This window comes from Cylindrospermum stagnale PCC 7417 (assembly GCF_000317535.1).
GTDB classification, from domain to species: domain Bacteria; phylum Cyanobacteriota; class Cyanobacteriia; order Cyanobacteriales; family Nostocaceae; genus Cylindrospermum; species Cylindrospermum stagnale.
The window spans coordinates 3,671,435-3,688,506 of record NC_019757.1; the positions used below are offsets into that span (position 1 = coordinate 3,671,435).

Here is a 17,072-nt window from a genome sequence, read left to right on the forward strand (position 1 = left end):
AACGTGTCAACTTCGATTAAAGACTAATGAGTCCGTGTAGTGGCTTGATTGACACCCCAAGCAAAAACAAGCAAAGATATAGTAAAAGTAAAAATTTGTAAAGGTGGCGGTGCGGAATGTCTTTTGAGCTGATTTCACTAGAAAATATCCAGGAAGTTGCCCACAGTTACGGCTATTGGGCAATTTTCTTGGGAATTTTGCTAGAAAATTTGGGCATTCCTCTTCCTGGTGAAACCGTGACTCTAGTAGGTGGTTTCCTCGCTGGTAGCGATGAACTAAACTACTGGCTGGTTCTCGGTGATGCCGTTGCTGGTGCTGTAATTGGCGGCAATTGCGGTTATTGGATTGGGAGAGTAGGCGGTTGGCCTTTCCTGTTAAAAGTTGGTAGTCTCTTCCGGATTTCTGAAGTTCGACTGCTGAGTATTAAAGATCAATTTAGTGAAAATGCTGGTAAAGCTGTATTTTTTGGGCGTTTTTTCGCCTTATTAAGAATTTTTGCGGCACCACTAGCTGGGATAGCTGAAATGTCCTTTGGAAAATTCTTTTTATACAACTTGGCAGGGGCCAGTGCTTGGGCTAGTGCGATGGTGACATTAGCTTTCTTTGCTGGCAGAATTATCTCCCTAGAGCAGTTGGTTGCCTGGGTGAGTCAATTTGCGATCGCCGCATTACTAATTTTAATTGCCGTGATCGTTGTGCCCCTGTGGTGGGAGTCCCGCCAAGTTAAGCATCAAGCTGGTGAGTAGTGGGATTTTGGATTTTGGATTTTGGATTTTCAATTCATCCAAAATCCAGAATTGACTAGCCTCTAGTTTGCTGTGCCCAAATCCGCGTTGGTAGCCCCCAAACGTAGATAAAGCCTTCAGCTGCCTTATGGTCAAATTGGTCTTCTGCGCCGTAGGTTGCTAAGTCGGGGCTGTAGAGGGATTTATCACTCCAACGACCGACTATTGTGGCATTGCCTTTGAAAAGTTTCACCCGCACAACTCCAGACACTCGCTCTTGTGTCTTTTGAATGAAGGCATCTAATGCGGCTTTGAGTGGACTGTACCACAGCCCGTTGTACACAAGTTGCGTATAAGTCTCTTCTAGTCCCCGTTTATAGTGGCTGACATCAGCTGTCAAAGTTAGGCTTTCTAAATCGCGGTGGGACTGAATTAGCACCAACATGGCAGGTGATTCGTATATTTCCCGCGATTTGATGCCCACTAAGCGGTTTTCAATCATGTCGATTCGCCCAATGCCGTGATTTCCTACCACCTGATTGAGTTGTTCAATTAATTCAACTGGGTTTTTGGCTGTACCGTTGAGCGTGGTAGGAAGACCTTTTTCAAAGCCGATTTCAATGTATTCTGGCTCATTGGGTGTGTCGGCGATCGCTTTAGTCATTTGATAAATTTCTTCTGGTGGTTCGACGGCTGGATCTTCCAGCGAACCAGCTTCGATGCTCCGACCGAGCAAATTTTTATCAATACTGTAGGGAGAGGATTTTTTGACTGGTGCGGGGATGCCAAATTTCTCACCATAGGCGATGGTTTGCTCACGACTCATGCCCCATTCCCTTGCTGGTGCGAGTATCTTCAGATTGGGATTTAGAGCGGCACAGGAGACATCAAAGCGTACCTGATCATTACCCTTGCCAGTGCAACCGTGTGCGATCGCATCAGCACCGTATTTTGCCGCAGCTTCTACTAATATTTTGGCAATCAGCGGCCGAGCTAGGGCAGTTCCTAGAGGATAGCGATTTTCATAAAGAGCATTAGCTTGAATCGCTGGGAAAGCGTAATCTTTAACGAAGCTGTCTTTGACATCCGCCACCAGAGATTCACTTGCACCCGATTTCAGCGCTTTTTCTCGAATTGGCTCTAATTCATCTCCCTGACCTAAATCTGCTGCAAGTGTAATCACCTCATCAACTCCCCACTCTTTGATCAGGTAGGGGATGCAAACAGAAGTATCAACTCCACCAGAATATGCCAGGACAACCTTTTTGGCGCGACCCATTAATTTCTCCACTCAGGAAAACAAAGAATGAGTCATTATTATATCTAAAGTAACCCCTGTATACTTTCTCTATGCAACGCCATCTGGGGATTGGGTACCAGGAGAAAACTATTAATCTACACTCTAATCTTTGAGGAAACCCTGACAGTGATTTATTTGTCCTATCCTGGAGATGAGTAAAAGTGTTGTGGGTGAGACTGTGTTTTTCAGCGTTGTGATACCAACTTACAATCGCCAGCCGATTTTGTCTAAGTGCCTCCGTGCCTTGGAAATGCAGGATTTGAGTGATGTAGAGACGTTTCATGAAACGTCTCTCCAAGGTTATGAAATAGTTTTGGTAGATGATGGCTCTACTGATGGCACATTGGAGTGGTTAGCGACTAATAAAGAAGAATTTCCCCATGTGCGAAGCTTTCAACAAGATCATGCTGGCCCCGCTGCGGCGCGAAATTTGGGGGTAGAGAAGGCGCTGGGAGACACAATTATTTTTATTGATAGCGATTTGGTGGTGCTGAAAAACTTTCTGCGATCGCATTTTGAGGCGTTGGTGCGGGGAGAAGAGAAGTTGGGATGCGATCGCTTTTTTACCTACGGTGCAGTCATTAACACTGCTAATTTTGACAACCCCACCGCCGAACCCTATAAAATCACAGATTTTTCCGCCGCCTTCTTTGCTACTGGTAATGTCGCCATTCCCAAACATTGGTTAGAAAAAGCGGGATTATTCGACACAGGCTTTCAACTTTATGGCTGGGAAGATTTAGAACTAGGCGTCAGGCTAAAAAAGCTAGGTTTACAACTAATTAAATGTCCTGAAGCTGTCGGTTATCATTGGCATCCACCATTTAATTTAGCACAAATTCCTCGTCTAATTGATCAAGAAATTCAACGCGGACGCATGGGAGTTTTGTTTTATCAAAAACATCCCACTTGGGAAGTAAAAATGATGATTCAAATGACATGGTTTCATCGCTTACTTTGGGGCATTCTTTCGCTTAATGGCGCGTTGAATGAAAGGACGATGGCTCCTTTTTTGCAATGGTTGATTGATTTGGGTAAGCCGCAGTTGGCTTTGGAAATTGCGCGAATTTTTCTGAATTGGTATAACGTCAAGGGTGTTTACGCGGCTTATCAGGAGATGGGGAAAGGAGAATAAAGAGTTATCTCACGCAGAGACGCAGAGGCGCGGAGAGAGGAAGGCAAGAGATATAATGAGATAATACGAATTAGCAGGGTTTGAGTATGCAAACACACCAGAGTAAAAGTCTTTGATATTAGGACGTTACTAATTTCAGTAATCCTACTCTAGTATTCATTATTCCTAGTATCCTAATCTAATCTAGGCTAGAAAAATAGGAATTTTAATCAATGGGACGTGGAAAAATAGGAAAAGCTAAATGTTACTGTTGTAATGAAATTTCAAATAGTAGAGAACATATACCACCTGAATGTTTTTTCCCTGGGAAAGAATATTTGCCTGATGGAAGCCCTGATTACAAGAAAAATCTTCTAACTGTACCATCATGTAAAAAACATAATACTGCACGAGCAAAAGATGATGAGTATACAGCCATATTTTTAATATTAAATGCAGATACTGAGATTGCATTTACTATTTTAAAATCTAAATGGTTTAAAACTTTAGAGAAAAATAATTTAAGCATAGCTAAAACAGTTTTTTCTAGATCAAGACGTGTACAAGTTCAAAAAAAAGTAGGAAGTCTTATTATTCCTTATGAAACAGCGCAGGTAAGCTATGACCGAGATAGAATTGATAATGTAATACAATCTATTGCTCGTGGGCTTTACCACTACGAATCAAAATATCAAGATAAATGGTTAGGAGATTGTACAGTACAAAGTCCTAATTTTCTTATGGGAGATTTACCTTTAAGTCCAGATTATGAATATCTCATGTTTCAGTCTCAAGTTTTTGAAAATTCTGAATTAGAAAAAAAAGGAGCAAATCCAGATATATTTATTTATCAAATATGGCAAAACTTAGATAAAGTTACCATAAAAATGGTCTTTTATAAGACAATTATATTTTTTGTTAGATTTGAGCCTAAATCCTATAAACATGGCCAAGGGTTTGAAAAATAAAAATATGCAGAAGACTGATTTACTACAAACCTCAATCATCCCTTTTTTTAGTGAGGTTTTCAGAATAGAGTTTAGATATAAGTTTTAATAATAAAATAAGTTCCATCAAACTTGAATACTATGTAATACATAGAAACCACATAGACAATTACCAAATATCATAATAATTCCCTAGTTTGAAGCTCCGAATTAGTCATAAACTCTACTTCGATGTTCAATAAAAATAATCGTCACTTGGTTGAGTTCATCGTCAATTTCATAAATTACTCGATAGTCACCTACACGATAACGATAATAACCTGATAACTCACCTCTCAAAGGTTTTATATTAGGATAATTGCGAGGTTCTTTTTCTAATATTTCAAAACATCTAGCTATCTTCTTGGCTAATGATTTATCAACGCCGGCATAAAATTCTTCTGCATCGGGCGATAGTTTTACGCTATACATCGTTTCTAATACTACGCCAATCAGTTACTTTACCTTCGGCTACATCTTTCTTAGCTTTTGCAAATGCTTCTCTAAATCCGGGAATATTTAATAATTCTTCTGTCGCTTCATTAATTTCACGTTCAGCTAAATAAGCTAAAAAATCAGTGGCTACTACTAATTTTTCGGCGGAAAGACGATCAATATAATCTTTTGCTTGTTGACGAATATTTGTTGTTTCCATAAAAAAATAAACTAGCTTTTAATCAAATTATAATTTAATAATCACTAATAATCTAAAGCTTACTAATTCGCTACAAAAGCTACTGAGACTAAACCCGTTATCACTCAGCAAATCCAAATTTACTTTAAAAGTCAACATAATTGTGCTACCCTAGATAAGTTCATTAATCTCGCACATCCGGGAATTCGGGTGTTTCCTTATGGGAGATACGCCTGGGTGGAGGTTTAACCCGAATCGGAGTTAAAAAATATGCCAGTTGTTTCATTGGCTCAAATGATGGAGTCAGGGGTTCACTTTGGGCACCAAACCCGACGTTGGAACCCGAAGATGTCCCCCTACATCTACACTTCCCGCAATGGTGTACACATCATCGACTTGGTGCAAACTGCCCAATTGATGGATGCGGCGTATAACTATATGCGATCGCAATCAGAACAGGGTAAGAAATTCCTGTTCGTTGGCACTAAGCGCCAAGCAGCCGGAATTATCGCTCAAGAAGCCAGCCGTTGTGGTTCTCACTACATTAACCAACGTTGGTTAGGCGGAATGCTGACCAACTGGGCGACCATCAAAACCAGAGCAGACAGGCTGAAAGATTTGGAACGCCGCGAAGAAACCGGCGCCCTAGACTTATTGCCGAAAAAAGAAGCTTCGATGCTGCGTCGGGAGATGGCAAAGCTACAGAAATACTTGGGCGGCATTAAAACCATGCGGAAAGTGCCCGATGTCGTGGTGATTGTAGACCAACGGCGCGAGTACAACGCAGTTCAAGAATGCCAAAAACTGGGAATTCCGATTGTATCTATGTTAGATACAAACTGTGACCCAGATGTAGTTGATATTCCCATCCCAGCTAATGATGATGCCATTAGGTCAATTAAGCTGATTGTCGGCAAATTGGCGGATGCCATTTATGAAGGCCGTCACGGTCAGCTGGAAGGCGAAGAAGATTACGAAGAATACGAAGGCGATGAGTACGACTACGAAGAAACGGAGTATACTGACGCGCTGATTCCCGACGGCGAAGAAGAAGAAGAAGCATAAGTAACTGTCGGATGTCAGGATGAAAAATGAAGGATGAAGTAAAAATCGAAGTCACTTCATCCTTCATACTTTTCATTCTCCTGAGTAAGATAGAAATACTCAACACCCGTGAGCGATTACAACTCGAGGTCAAGTTAGGAATTGAGGCAACATGGCGGAAATATCTGCAAAACTCGTCCAAGAGCTACGCCGAAAAACTGGTGCTGGCATGATGGACTGCAAAAAAGCGCTGAAAGAAAATGACGGCGATATAGAAAAAGCCGGAGATTGGCTACGACAAAAGGGCATCGCTTCGGCAGGTAAAAAAAGCGATCGCATTGCGGCAGAAGGTCTAGTGGATACCTACATTAAGCCAGGTGGCCAGGTGGGTGTACTCATAGAAATCAACTGCCAAACCGATTTCGTTGCCCGGAATGATGCTTTTAAAGCTTTAGTTAAGAGCCTAGCCAAGCAAGCTGCAACGGCTGATAGTGTGGAGTCTTTACTGGCTCAACCCTATATTGAAAATGCCAGCGTTACCGTAGACGAAGCGATTAAGCAAGTTATTGCTACCCTGGGAGAAAATATTCAGGTGCGGCGCTTTGTCAATTTTGCGATCGCAAAAGGCACATCAGGTATAGTAGAAAGCTACATTCACACTGGCGGTCGAGTTGGTGTATTGATAGAACTGAACTCTCAAACTGATTCAGCAGCTGTTAACGAAGAGTTCCAAACCTTGGCACGGAACACGGCGATGCAAGTTGCGGCTTGTCCAAATGTCGAGTATGTGAGCTTAGACCAAATCCCTGCCGAAGTAGCCCAAAAAGAAAAAGATATTGAAATGGGCCGGGATGATTTGGCAAATAAGCCAGAAAACATCAAGGAAAAGATTGTTCAGGGGCGGATTGATAAACGCCTGAAAGAGTTGACTCTGCTAGATCAACCTTACATCCGCGATCAAAGTATCTCGGTAGAAGACTTGGTGAAGCAAGTGAAGAATCAAATAGGCGAAGACATCCAAGTGCGCCGCTTTACGCGCTTTGTGCTAGGTGAAGGCATTGAAAAGCAAGAAATTAGTTTTGCTGACGAAGTTGCTGCACAAATGGGTACTAAGTAAATTAGTCATTAGTCATTAGTCGTTAGTCATTTAGTTAAGAATTATGGTTTTAACTATGGGCTATAGACTCTTGACTAATAACTGTTTTAAGACAGGTCAAGCAAACTATGCTGGCCTGTATTTTATTGGGGGTAAATCAAGCTGAAGGGATGATTATCCCCAATTTTTCCGACAAAATCTCAAGTTTTCTAGATAATTTTTTTACCAAAAATTTGTACATTTGTACCATAATTAAGGTTCAGATGGACAAGAACAAGAAGATATGGCGAGAGCAATCGAGCGAATTGAGCGGGATATTGCAGTGCTGAACGAGGCAATCGGAGCGATCGCGACAGAACTCCAAAATGCTTATGCTAGTTATTTAACCACCTTGGGACAAGCCCTATCCAAACAGTTGATTCTGGCAAGTTACCACCTCTGTACCCAAGGATATGCCGAAAATTTCCTGAGTTTGTCATTGAATCAGCGGCAAAAATTGCAACAAGCTGTCCGCAAATTGGGTCAACAGACTGCTGAGTATTTACTCACTTATATTAAAAGTGAGCAACTAGAGGAACTAGGGGAAACTGAGGAGCTAGGGGAAACTGAGGAACTAGGGGAAACTGAGGAACGTGAAAGCAATTCCAAATTCATTGACCTTTCTAACCCTATGGAACTAGCACAATGGCAGCAGGAATTAGAGGAGGCAACCCAGGAGACACTGAAAAAAGTCTCCCATGATGCTAATGTTTTATTACAAAAAGCTGGTATTTTACCGAAAAAATTACCAGAACCGATTTTAGCAGCGGCAGCGGCTGTATCCGAAGCATCGGCTGAGGTCATACCAGGCCCGCCCAATCTATTAAACTTAGTAATTGAAATTGAAAATGAGCAGGAGTCAGAAGATTCTAGCCTGACACAAATCATGGCTATTAACCTGCGGTTGGGGGAAATCGAATTTGCTGACGCGAAACTTTTGTCTGAGCGCAAGCAGATTCGTAATATCTTAGTTCAGCTAAACAAGCTAGGACGGGAGTATCAAAAAAAGCAGCGGGAACTGACAATCGCTGAAGCTGAAGCCGCATGGCGTGCCAGTTGGTTTGAGGATTAGTCATTTGTTCTTTGTCTCAATACTCATGACTAATGACCAATGACCAATGACCAATGACTAACAACTAATGACCAATGACCAATGACACACCCGATTGGATAAGATTGCACAAAGCCTTGGCAATAGAGGCTGAACATGGCTTTACAGATTTGGTGGGTAGGCAATACCGCTTCGGTGAGTTTCTCAGCTTGACTTTTGGTAAATTCCCCACAGCCTTACCCCCAAATGAACGCCGTCGCTGGCAAGAACTAGCGGTGCAATTTGCTGACTATCCAAATTTGGGTGTGGAAGAGAGACAACATTTAGTAGCAGATGCTCGTAGATATCTCTACGAACTGCAAAAAGAGCAGGATGAGCCAGGAAGTAGAGGAGCAGAGGAGCAGGGGAGAACTTATCAATCCAAAACCCCAATATCCAAAATTATTCCTGATATCAGTCCAAGGCTTGCCCCGAAAATAGACCAAAAAATCAGCGAATTGCCAGAAATAGGCATCAAAAAAGCGGAGAATTTGGCGCGTTTGGGTCTATCTACTGTGCGTGATTTGCTGTTCTACTATCCCCGCGACCACATTGATTATGCGCGTCAGGTGAATATCCGTGAGTTGCAGGGGGGTGAAACAGTAACAATAATAGCGACGGTGAAGCGTTGTAACTTTTTTACTAGCCCTAAGAATAAGAAATTATCAATTTTAGAATTGATCCTGAAAGATAACACAGGGGAAATCAAAGTTGGGCGTTTTTACGCAGGGGCGCGTTTTAGCAGTCGTGGTTGGCAGGAAAGTTTAAAACGCCGTTATCCGGTAGGTAGCGTGGTGGCGGCTTGTGGGTTGGTGAAAGGAAGTAAATATGGCTTGACGTTGGATAACCCAGAATTAGAAGTTTTGGCAAATCCAGGAGATCCGATTGATTCGCTGACTATTGGGCGGGTAGTGCCGATTTATGCTCTGACTGAGGGTGTGATGGCGAATATGGTACGACAGGCGGTAATTGCTGCTTTACCTGCTGCGGCGCAAATGAAAGATCCTCTACCCAGTGGTTTGCGAGAAAAGTATGGTTTGATGGAATTGAAGAATGCGATCGCTAACATCCATTTTCCCGAAGATAGCGACACCCTGAAAGTTGCCCGTCGTCGCCTCGTATTTGACGAATTTTTCTATCTGCAACTTGGTTTACTGCAACGACAGCAGCAAGCGCGACAAATTCAAACCAGCGCTATCCTCGCCCCCAAAGGTCAGCTATTAGAAAAATTCAACGAAATCTTGCCTTTTCAACTCACCGGCGCCCAGCAAAGAGTCATCAATGATATCCTCAACGATTTGCAAAAATCTACACCGATGAATCGTTTGGTGCAGGGGGATGTGGGTTCGGGTAAAACCGTCGTCGCTGTAGTAGCTATCCTCGCCGCAATTCAATCTGGCTACCAAGCGGCATTGATGGCACCCACTGAAGTTTTAGCAGAACAGCATTATCGTAAATTAGTTAGCTGGTTTAACTTGTTGCATTTACCCGTGGAATTGCTGACAGGTTCTACTAAAGTTGTCAAAAGGCGACAAATTCATTCCCAGTTAGAAACGGGTGAATTACCCCTATTAGTGGGAACTCATGCTTTGATTCAAGACCCCGTCAACTTCCAGCAACTGGGGTTAGTGGTGATTGATGAACAGCATCGCTTTGGGGTACAACAACGGGCGAAGTTGCAGCAAAAAGGCGAGCAACCCCATGTATTAACTATGACCGCCACACCCATTCCCCGGACATTAGCATTAACGGTACATGGTGACTTGGATGTGAGCCAAATTGATGAGTTACCACCAGGACGACAAAAAATTCAGACAACGGTTTTATCGGGTCAGCAACGTCCCCAGGCTTACGATTTGATGCGTCGGGAAGTTGCCCAAGGTAAGCAAATTTACGTTGTTTTGCCCTTGGTGGAAGAATCAGAAAAACTCGATTTGCGATCGGCTGTAGAGGAACATCAAAAGTTACAAGAAAGCATTTTCCCTGACTTTCAAGTGGGGCTGTTGCACGGTCGCATGAGTTCAGCCGAAAAGGATGAATCGATTACCAAATTCCGCGATAACGAAACACAGATTTTAGTTTCTACCACTGTGGTTGAGGTAGGCGTGGACGTACCTAACGCCACTGTAATGCTCATAGAAAATGCAGAGAGATTCGGTTTATCACAACTGCACCAATTACGGGGACGTGTCGGTCGGGGTGCAGCACAGTCCTACTGTTTGCTGATGAGCAGTTCTCGAAGTCCCGAAGCGCAACAAAGGCTGAAGGTGTTGGAACAGTCCCAAGATGGCTTTTTCATCTCGGAGATGGATATGCGTTTTCGTGGACCTGGGGAAGTGCTGGGAACTCGCCAATCAGGAGTAGCAGATTTTACCTTAGCAAGTTTGGTGGAAGATGAGGAAGTATTAATTTTAGCCCGTCAAGCAGCAGAGAAGGTGATAGAAACAGATGCAACTTTAGAGCGTTGGTATTTGATGAAAGAAGAATTGAAATATCGGTATGAGCGGTTGATGGGTGGAGCAATTTTAACATAATATATCTGAGTAAAATCTTATTTTCCGGGAATAAAAATAGCTAAATGGCACCAATACCTTTCACAGACAAAGAAATGGAGAAAGCTTGGCTTAGAAACATATCTGCTTATCACAAAACACCTCCACTCCTTACCAATGCCCATCGGTTATTATTATTTTATGCCGTTGAATGTGGTCTTAAGGCAGTGTTCATGAAGCAAAAAAAGCGTAAACGCACTGATTTATGCCCAGAAATTGCTGAATGCCAACATAATATAAATAAATTGTTAGATTGTCTAGAAGCAGAAGGGCCTTTAAGATTACCTGAAATACGTATGGAGGATATCCCAGATAAGAGGAATAATAAGAATAAACAAGAAAAGAGAAAATTAGATAGTGGACAGATTAACCAAATGTGGAGATATGGAGGAAACGTTATTTCTACCATTACTAGAAAAAATGAAATACAAGCAAGCGATGAAGATATAGAGAATAAACTGCTAAAAATAGCAAAATGGATTGCAGGAGAAATTAACAAACTATGAATGAACTAAAATTATTCACTTGGCTCGATATTAGAAGAAAAATTCGGCACGAAACTAACTACGGTACTAATCTACCAACAGGAATAGTAAAAATTCGCTGTTATTCAGATGCTTTAGAAATATACCTTCATACTGAAGAAAATAGAGATCGCGCTGTTATTGCTTTAAAGGAATGGTTCAAAGATTGGTATCAGGAAGAAGAATCTGTTATTCAGTTTGATATTGGTGATGCTACATTACCTGTAGAATTTATCAGTGGAGAAGAAGCTTACATAACTGATATTGAGGTACGTCCTTTTTGGGAAGAAATTGCTTATCTAAAAAGTGACTTGGAAACAGAAACCGTAATAGAAAACCCAGTTAAGCTACCAGAACCATATACTAAAAAACCTAGTTTAATAGCTTTTTATTCTTTTAAAGGTGGTGTAGGGAGGACATTAAATTTAGCAGCCCATCTTTTTGCTTTGCTAGATAGAGCTAAAGAGTTAAGTGAGTCTATAACTATCTTGGTAATTGATGCTGATTTAGAAGCTCCTGGTCTTACCTATTGGAATGCTTTTGAAAAACAACAACCATTTGTTTCTTTTATTAATTTTTTAGAAGTTTACCACTATCCTACTATTGAAAGAGAAGAAGCACTTTCATTATTTGCAGGTGAAGTTAAAAAATCAGCTAAAAATGAGTCAGCTAAAAATGAGGTAAAATTAACAACTTATTTCTTACCTGCCTGTCTTAAAGATGAACAGCTACTAGATACACCTATTCTACCTGAACATTTGGTTAGAAGTCCAGATGGAACTTGGGAATATGCCGATGCTATCTATAAATTAGGTCAAGTTGTTGATGCAGATTATGTTTTTATTGATTTGAGAGCAGGCTTAAGTGAAATATCCAGTCCAATAATTTTTGATCCAAGAATCCAGCGGTTTCTAGTTACAACAATTAATGATCAATCTATTAAAGGCACGAGTCTTGTTTTAAAACAAATTGGTAAAGTTGCACCGTTAGAAGCAAGTGTAAAAGATAAAATTTACTATGATCCATCAATAATAGTTAGTATGTTAAAAGAAGAATTTAAAAAATTACCAGCATTTGATGATGCCTTGGTAGAATTAATATCTGCTTATGTCCAATCACAAGAAGATACGCTAAATGGGCGAAGATTGGAGATAAAAGAAGCTTATTTTGCGGAAGAATTACTTTATGTAAATAACTGGGAAGATGCACGCTCAAAATTAAATGCAACTTCAGTAATGAAAATTGCTAGAGAGTGGGCTAAGGGTGAGTTAATACCTACGTCCTGTGAGGAATCAAGGTTAAGTGACACAGAAGAAGCGGATATACTTGCAGAAGTTCGCCAACTTAGGGATGTAAGTCGGCTTTATGAATATGCTGAAAATGGAGAAGGGGAAGATTTATTAGTAACAGAACCATTGAAAAACTTAGCAACTAATTACAAAGAGCAATTACCTTGTGTAGTATCGATTGGAGCCAAAGGAGCAGGCAAAACTTTTAATTATGTTCAGTTGTCACGGTTTAAATATTGGGAATCATTTTTGCATACAATTGACACTACATCGACACCATCAGAATTAAAAACCTATATATTTCCTCTGCTTCAATCAGGCAACCTTCACGACAAAGCTAAGAACTTAACTAATGAAGCCAGAAGCAACGTCAGAGAAGCTTTAAACGAAAATTTATCTGAATTTTCACCTGAAGGCTTCAAGACTAAAATTCAAAAAGCTTTATCGAATACGGATTGGGCAGAACCAGAATGGACAGAATTTTGGATTAAAGAGATATCAATAGCTACAGGTATTAACAGTGAAGAGGGAAGTGTCAATAATCTGAGCCTAATAAATCGTGAATTAAAAAAGAAAAATTTACGAATAATCTTTCTTTTTGATGGATTGGAAAATATTTTATCTGAGATTTCTTCTAAACCAGAACAAAGAAAAGCTTTAAGAGCTTTGATTCAGAATGTACCAGAGCAGTTATCTGAAATACGGCAATCTAATCTTGGTTTAATAATTTTTCTTCGTCGTGACTTTCTGCGTTATACAATTACTCAAGACTTGAAACAGTTTGAAAACCTTTACCGTCCTTACGATTTATCCTGGGATCAAGATTCTTTTTTGAGGCTGGTTTATTGGATTTGTAGCAAAGCAAACGTAGTATGTGCAAACAAAGATATTGACAGTTTAAGCGAAAACAAGCTTACAGAAGAACTACAGAAATTGTGGGGCAGAAAACTCGGTACAGATAAATCTAATGAAGCCTACACTTATTCTTGGATATTTGCGGCGTTGACAGATTTTAATAACAGACTTCAAGCGAGAGATGTTGTCCGTCTTTTATACCATGCGGCTGATATAACGGTAGATAATTCTCAGGAACTACAATTTGTAAAGTGGTCTGCAAGCAGACTTTTGCCCCCTCAAGCTATCCGTCGAGCAATTGAGCCATGTAGTAGGAAGAAAGTAGACGAAGCCAAAGAGGAATATCCAACATTTAGAAGATGGGTTGATGAAACTCTTCCTACCTTTACCCCTGAACAAAAGAAAATTCCTTTTGCTGTCGAAGAGTTGGGTATGGAGCAGGAAACGGTGAGAATGTTAGAAGAGATGGGGGTCATTTACGAAGATAAAGAAAAGGAAGATACTGCACGTTTTTATATGCCAGAAATCTTTCGTGAAGGTCTAGGATTTACATTAGCTAGCAGAGCGCGACCTCGTGTACTGGTGTTAAAGCGTAAGGCATTAAGGAAAGGAATCTTGTAATACTATTTGTCCTTATTACTGATTTTGCACCAGATCAATTCGCTTTCGTAGAAAGATTGGAAGATTAAACAAGGGGGTTTGTTCTCAGACATTGCCCCTTGCTAGAGACGAAATTCTTCTGACTAATTAAACTCTATAGTCTCCAAAAAGTTTAAAATATTTACCTTGATTTCTTCGGCTTCTTCTTCAAGAGTACCGGGAGTATCGCCATTAAAAAAGCTGCGCTGGCTGCTAACTATATACAAAAATTCCCCATTAATTAAGGCCAGCAGCCCTCGGTAGGCATCTAATCTGATGGCAGTTCCGTTATTTTCTTGCTTGGAGATTGTCGAACCTTTCGGCATATCAACTAAGGCATAGTAAGACCCCTCCCAAGTTTCTTCCAGATATTCAGTATGCTTTACCTCAGCGCCTGGTACATGGGCAAAAATCGCCTGGGGTACATATTTTTCTATGAGAATTGATTGGAGATATTCTTCTTGTCCAGTAGACTCCATTTCCTCTAACTGTTCTGGGGGGAGAGGATAATAATCAATTCTCAGCAAAGTGCCGAAGTCATCAGAAAAGCCGACTACGCCTTCTTGACTTTGAACCCTACCTCCTTGTTCAGCATCAACCGGGATCGGTACTGTAAAATTCCCCAAGGGTGACTCATATACCTGTTGACTAAAGTCTTCGATGATTAAGGTTTCATCTTCGTCATCTGCATATTCTTCATTTTCTGCTTCTTGAAAGGCGGCAATTACCTCTTGGATAATTTCCTCTGCTTCTCCATCTTCAAGTTCCAATGCTGTTTGTAGTTTTTTGAGGTAAGGCTGTTTTTGTTTGGGGATAATCAGTTTTTCTTCGTCTAAAACCATGATTACCCCAGCGGCAAAACCATCGAGTACGATTTCATCGGAGAGGCTGGCACTGGCGGTATTAAACAGGGCCCCAAGTCCCTCATCTTCGGCAATGCCTAAGAGTCTATCGACTATTTCGGCAATTTCATCTTCTGAATATTCCTCAAAAACCTCGAATTCCCACAGGTTAATCACTAAGCGTTCTGCTTCTACTTCATCAACGGTAGACTCGGCAAGTGCAGTGATGACTGCGATCGCAGCTACGGCTTCTTCTGGACTCAGTGATTCTTCTGAGGCTTCTTGTGAGTTAAAGATTTTTTCGTACTTTGTCATAATTGCTACCTCAGTCTATGGTTTTTTAGTAATAACGGATTGAAGACAAGGGAAAATCGTTAGTTTAGCAATGCAGCGAACCTTCTCAGGAGGAGGTTTACTCAGGTGTGACAAACCCATTCATCCTTGCTGTCGTCTGTTGTCAAAATTCCTAATTTCCCCGATGCTCATTTGAGACAGATAGGAAGCGATCGGCGACACTTTGATAGAATTTTAAATCAGTCTAGTAATCTTGGTGTCCTTAATTTTTTCTGGATGCTTTATACTTCGTTTCTCTGTTATCTAGGTTGTTGTAGTAATCTAGGTTACCGCTAATCGGGTCTTTTCAGTGGCAGGAATTTACCTTTTGCCTAGCAGACAGTGATAATTACCTCCAGCCAAACAAGCTGGAGATTGCTGGTAATAGCTTTTTATACTAAGTTGCTAGAGCTAATAATCGAAGACAAATATTTGCAATGCCTCGGATTCAAATTATCCCCACTTGAATGATGCACTATTCTCAAAGGTGCGGTTGAGTTTACTCAACTTAAAACCCAGCAGCAACAAAAAACCTCAGCTTGATAGCCGAGGTAGTTGGGAGAAGATTAAATCTCAATGAGATATAGCGAGATGGAAATCTATTTCTTATAAGCTGACGCCTACAGCAACTACGATGATCGCGGCGATGAATCAAGCCGCAACTGCACCACCAAAAGCATAGCGATTTTGCTACTCTTTGTTGGGGTAAGTGGCATATTACATCTTGGACTCATTGGCGTAGTTATTGAGAATAAGGCTTTTGCTAATAGTGGTATAGATGGTTGGTTTTTTGTTTTTTAGTTTATGTAAATAAATTTAACGAAATTGTTACACTTTGTCAAGCAAACTTGACAAAAAAAGCTAATACTACATATAGGTAAGGCTTATCAGGAATGGGGGTTAGGCATTTGCACCACAGCAAGAGCGTTTCCCAAGTCCCCCGGATCAAACTGGTATGGTTGCAACTTGTTAAACGCCGCTAACTCTTAACAAACGTCCACTCCAGCACTTTGATGGGAGCGTCCTGAAGTGCTTGAGTAAGTTCAGCATTGTCGTTAAATTTAACCTGTTCCAGGTTGCAGGCTTCGACATTGACTGTGAATTGATCATCCTGAAAGGGCCAAGGTTCAACAGAGACCAAGCGATCGCGACGCTGGATAATGTCATATCGCTGACCGTCGGGACCCTTGCTAATTTCTAGAAACCGCTCATCAGCAGGTAGTTCTTGCTGACAGAGGATCAGCGAAAGGCGATCGCACCATTGCATAAACGCATAAGCTGCATCTACCTCCTCCTTCTCAATACCCAATTCCTCACGCCAACGTTGCTGGTTTTCTAGCTGCTCATCAAGAACTTTGTCTATTTCGGAAGACCTACCGCGTGTTGGCTCATTTAAACGGCTGATGTGCATAGAAATTAATAAAGCCACCCACCGTCCCCGATAGCGAGCATTTCTCGCCAAATCTGCCACTTTTTGGATATCACCATCTTTGTCTTGGTTTAGGGTAAAATCACGTGGGGCACCAGCATCTGTCAGAAGGTACTCCTCCCACTCTTTTTCCAAGTCATCATGATGGGAAATTGCCGCTAGGGTTTCATATAAACGTGCTGGCGCATCTGCACGCCGCCACTGTCCTGCTAGTTGAGCTGCAAGCAAAGCGTGGGCGCGATGATAAATGATTTCCCAACCATTTTGTGTGGCATTAACAATCACAAATCAATCTCCCAATTCTCAGTTTTGAATTCAGAAATCACCCGATCTATGAGAATAGCCCCAAAATTTTTGGCTAAACAACCAGATAAAAACTAAATACATAGCAGTCCTAAATCATTTAGGAAAATCTCTATTTCCTTTCTGATCTCTGCATTCTCTGTGCTTGCAGCGTCAGACTACAAATCTGTTTACGTGCTGTCGCGCTCTCTTTGCCAACATAAATCAGAGAGAACTGCTATATCTGAAGTCTATCTAGCTGTCGTTCAGCAAGAGCAAATCTTATGGTATTAATTAAA

Annotated in this window: 14 protein-coding genes; 9 read left to right on the top strand and 5 right to left on the bottom strand. The window is 41.2% G+C overall.

The genetic code is table 11. The annotated features are described in order from the left end of the window. The first annotated feature begins 116 nt into the window (after positions 1–116). Positions 117–746 (top strand): DedA family protein, encoded by a 630-nt coding sequence (locus CYLST_RS15260; protein WP_015208620.1) that lies wholly within the window; start codon positions 117–119, stop codon positions 744–746. Positions 747–801: 55 nt separating this feature from the next. Here CYLST_RS15260 and CYLST_RS15265 read toward each other — a convergent pair whose 3' ends face one another. Then, positions 802–2,004, bottom strand: a complete 1,203-nt coding sequence (locus CYLST_RS15265; RefSeq protein WP_015208621.1) for an argininosuccinate synthase — start codon at positions 2,002–2,004, stop codon at positions 802–804. A gap of 172 nt (positions 2,005–2,176) precedes the next feature. Here CYLST_RS15265 and CYLST_RS15270 point away from each other — a divergent pair, with 172 nt between their 5' ends. Then, positions 2,177–3,160: a glycosyltransferase family 2 protein gene (locus tag CYLST_RS15270; RefSeq protein WP_015208622.1), complete on the top strand. Its 984-nt coding sequence runs from the start codon at positions 2,177–2,179 to the stop codon at positions 3,158–3,160. Between the two features lie 212 nt (positions 3,161–3,372). Beyond that, positions 3,373–4,107 carry a hypothetical protein gene (locus CYLST_RS15275; protein ID WP_015208623.1) on the top strand — a complete coding sequence of 245 codons (735 nt, stop codon included), beginning with the start codon at positions 3,373–3,375 and terminating at the stop codon, positions 4,105–4,107. A gap of 189 nt (positions 4,108–4,296) precedes the next feature. Here the strand turns inward: CYLST_RS15275 and CYLST_RS15280 are convergent, their stop codons facing one another. Together CYLST_RS15280 and CYLST_RS15285 are read right to left on the bottom strand one after the other, a co-directional pair. After that, complete coding sequence (locus CYLST_RS15280; protein ID WP_015208624.1) at positions 4,297–4,557, bottom strand: type II toxin-antitoxin system RelE family toxin; 261 nt, start codon at positions 4,555–4,557, stop codon at positions 4,297–4,299. After that, entirely contained in the window at positions 4,550–4,780 is a 231-nt protein-coding gene (locus CYLST_RS15285) for a hypothetical protein (RefSeq protein WP_015208625.1), read from the bottom strand. Before CYLST_RS15285 ends, CYLST_RS15280 begins: the two co-directional genes overlap by 8 nt. Before the next feature lie 249 nt (positions 4,781–5,029). Between CYLST_RS15285 and rpsB the strand changes: the two genes are divergently transcribed. The 6 genes from rpsB to CYLST_RS15315 all read left to right on the top strand — a co-directional run bounded on the left by rpsB (position 5,030) and on the right by CYLST_RS15315 (position 13,869). Next, positions 5,030–5,824: a 30S ribosomal protein S2 gene (gene rpsB, locus CYLST_RS15290; RefSeq protein ID WP_015208626.1), complete on the top strand. Its 795-nt coding sequence runs from the start codon at positions 5,030–5,032 to the stop codon at positions 5,822–5,824. 151 nt (positions 5,825–5,975) lie between these two features. Next, a complete protein-coding gene (gene tsf / locus CYLST_RS15295) occupies positions 5,976–6,920 on the top strand; it encodes a translation elongation factor Ts (protein ID WP_015208628.1) in 945 nt (314 codons plus the stop codon). 262 nt (positions 6,921–7,182) lie between these two features. Next, a complete protein-coding gene (locus CYLST_RS15300) occupies positions 7,183–8,010 on the top strand; it encodes a hypothetical protein (RefSeq protein ID WP_015208629.1) in 828 nt (275 codons plus the stop codon). 74 nt (positions 8,011–8,084) lie between these two features. Then, positions 8,085–10,562 carry an ATP-dependent DNA helicase RecG gene (recG, locus tag CYLST_RS15305; RefSeq protein ID WP_015208630.1) on the top strand — a complete coding sequence of 826 codons (2,478 nt, stop codon included), beginning with the start codon at positions 8,085–8,087 and terminating at the stop codon, positions 10,560–10,562. Between the two features lie 44 nt (positions 10,563–10,606). Further along, positions 10,607–11,086 carry a hypothetical protein gene (locus CYLST_RS15310; protein WP_015208631.1) on the top strand — a complete coding sequence of 160 codons (480 nt, stop codon included), beginning with the start codon at positions 10,607–10,609 and terminating at the stop codon, positions 11,084–11,086. Beyond that, the gene (locus CYLST_RS15315; RefSeq protein ID WP_015208632.1) at positions 11,083–13,869 is read left to right on the top strand and encodes a KGGVGR-motif variant AAA ATPase; all 2,787 of its coding nucleotides are present in this window, start codon (positions 11,083–11,085) and stop codon (positions 13,867–13,869) included. Before CYLST_RS15310 ends, CYLST_RS15315 begins: the two co-directional genes overlap by 4 nt. A gap of 122 nt (positions 13,870–13,991) precedes the next feature. Here CYLST_RS15315 and CYLST_RS15320 read toward each other — a convergent pair whose 3' ends face one another. Both CYLST_RS15320 and CYLST_RS15325 read right to left on the bottom strand, forming a co-directional pair. Continuing rightward, the gene (locus tag CYLST_RS15320; RefSeq protein ID WP_015208633.1) at positions 13,992–15,044 is read right to left on the bottom strand and encodes a tellurite resistance TerB family protein; all 1,053 of its coding nucleotides are present in this window, start codon (positions 15,042–15,044) and stop codon (positions 13,992–13,994) included. A gap of 997 nt (positions 15,045–16,041) precedes the next feature. Next, complete coding sequence (locus CYLST_RS15325; protein WP_015208634.1) at positions 16,042–16,776, bottom strand: DUF3891 family protein; 735 nt, start codon at positions 16,774–16,776, stop codon at positions 16,042–16,044. Positions 16,777–17,072: the final 296 nt, after the last annotated feature.

Excerpts from the sequence above, each read along its gene's own strand:
- CYLST_RS15265 (WP_015208621.1), bottom strand. The coding sequence starts at position 2,004 with ATGGGTCGCGCCAAAAAGGTTGTCCTGGCATATTCTGGTGGAGTTGAT.
- CYLST_RS15300 (WP_015208629.1), top strand. The coding sequence starts at position 7,183 with ATGGCGAGAGCAATCGAGCGAATTGAGCGGGATATTGCAGTGCTGAAC.
- CYLST_RS15275 (WP_015208623.1), top strand. The coding sequence starts at position 3,373 with ATGGGACGTGGAAAAATAGGAAAAGCTAAATGTTACTGTTGTAATGAA.
- tsf (WP_015208628.1), top strand. The coding sequence starts at position 5,976 with ATGGCGGAAATATCTGCAAAACTCGTCCAAGAGCTACGCCGAAAAACT.
- rpsB (WP_015208626.1), top strand. The coding sequence starts at position 5,030 with ATGCCAGTTGTTTCATTGGCTCAAATGATGGAGTCAGGGGTTCACTTT.
- CYLST_RS15315 (WP_015208632.1), top strand. The coding sequence starts at position 11,083 with ATGAATGAACTAAAATTATTCACTTGGCTCGATATTAGAAGAAAAATT.
- CYLST_RS15280 (WP_015208624.1), bottom strand. The coding sequence starts at position 4,557 with ATGTATAGCGTAAAACTATCGCCCGATGCAGAAGAATTTTATGCCGGC.
- CYLST_RS15285 (WP_015208625.1), bottom strand. The coding sequence starts at position 4,780 with ATGGAAACAACAAATATTCGTCAACAAGCAAAAGATTATATTGATCGT.
- CYLST_RS15320 (WP_015208633.1), bottom strand. The coding sequence starts at position 15,044 with ATGACAAAGTACGAAAAAATCTTTAACTCACAAGAAGCCTCAGAAGAA.
- CYLST_RS15270 (WP_015208622.1), top strand. The coding sequence starts at position 2,177 with ATGAGTAAAAGTGTTGTGGGTGAGACTGTGTTTTTCAGCGTTGTGATA.
- CYLST_RS15260 (WP_015208620.1), top strand. The coding sequence starts at position 117 with ATGTCTTTTGAGCTGATTTCACTAGAAAATATCCAGGAAGTTGCCCAC.
- recG (WP_015208630.1), top strand. The coding sequence starts at position 8,085 with ATGACCAATGACACACCCGATTGGATAAGATTGCACAAAGCCTTGGCA.
- CYLST_RS15310 (WP_015208631.1), top strand. The coding sequence starts at position 10,607 with ATGGCACCAATACCTTTCACAGACAAAGAAATGGAGAAAGCTTGGCTT.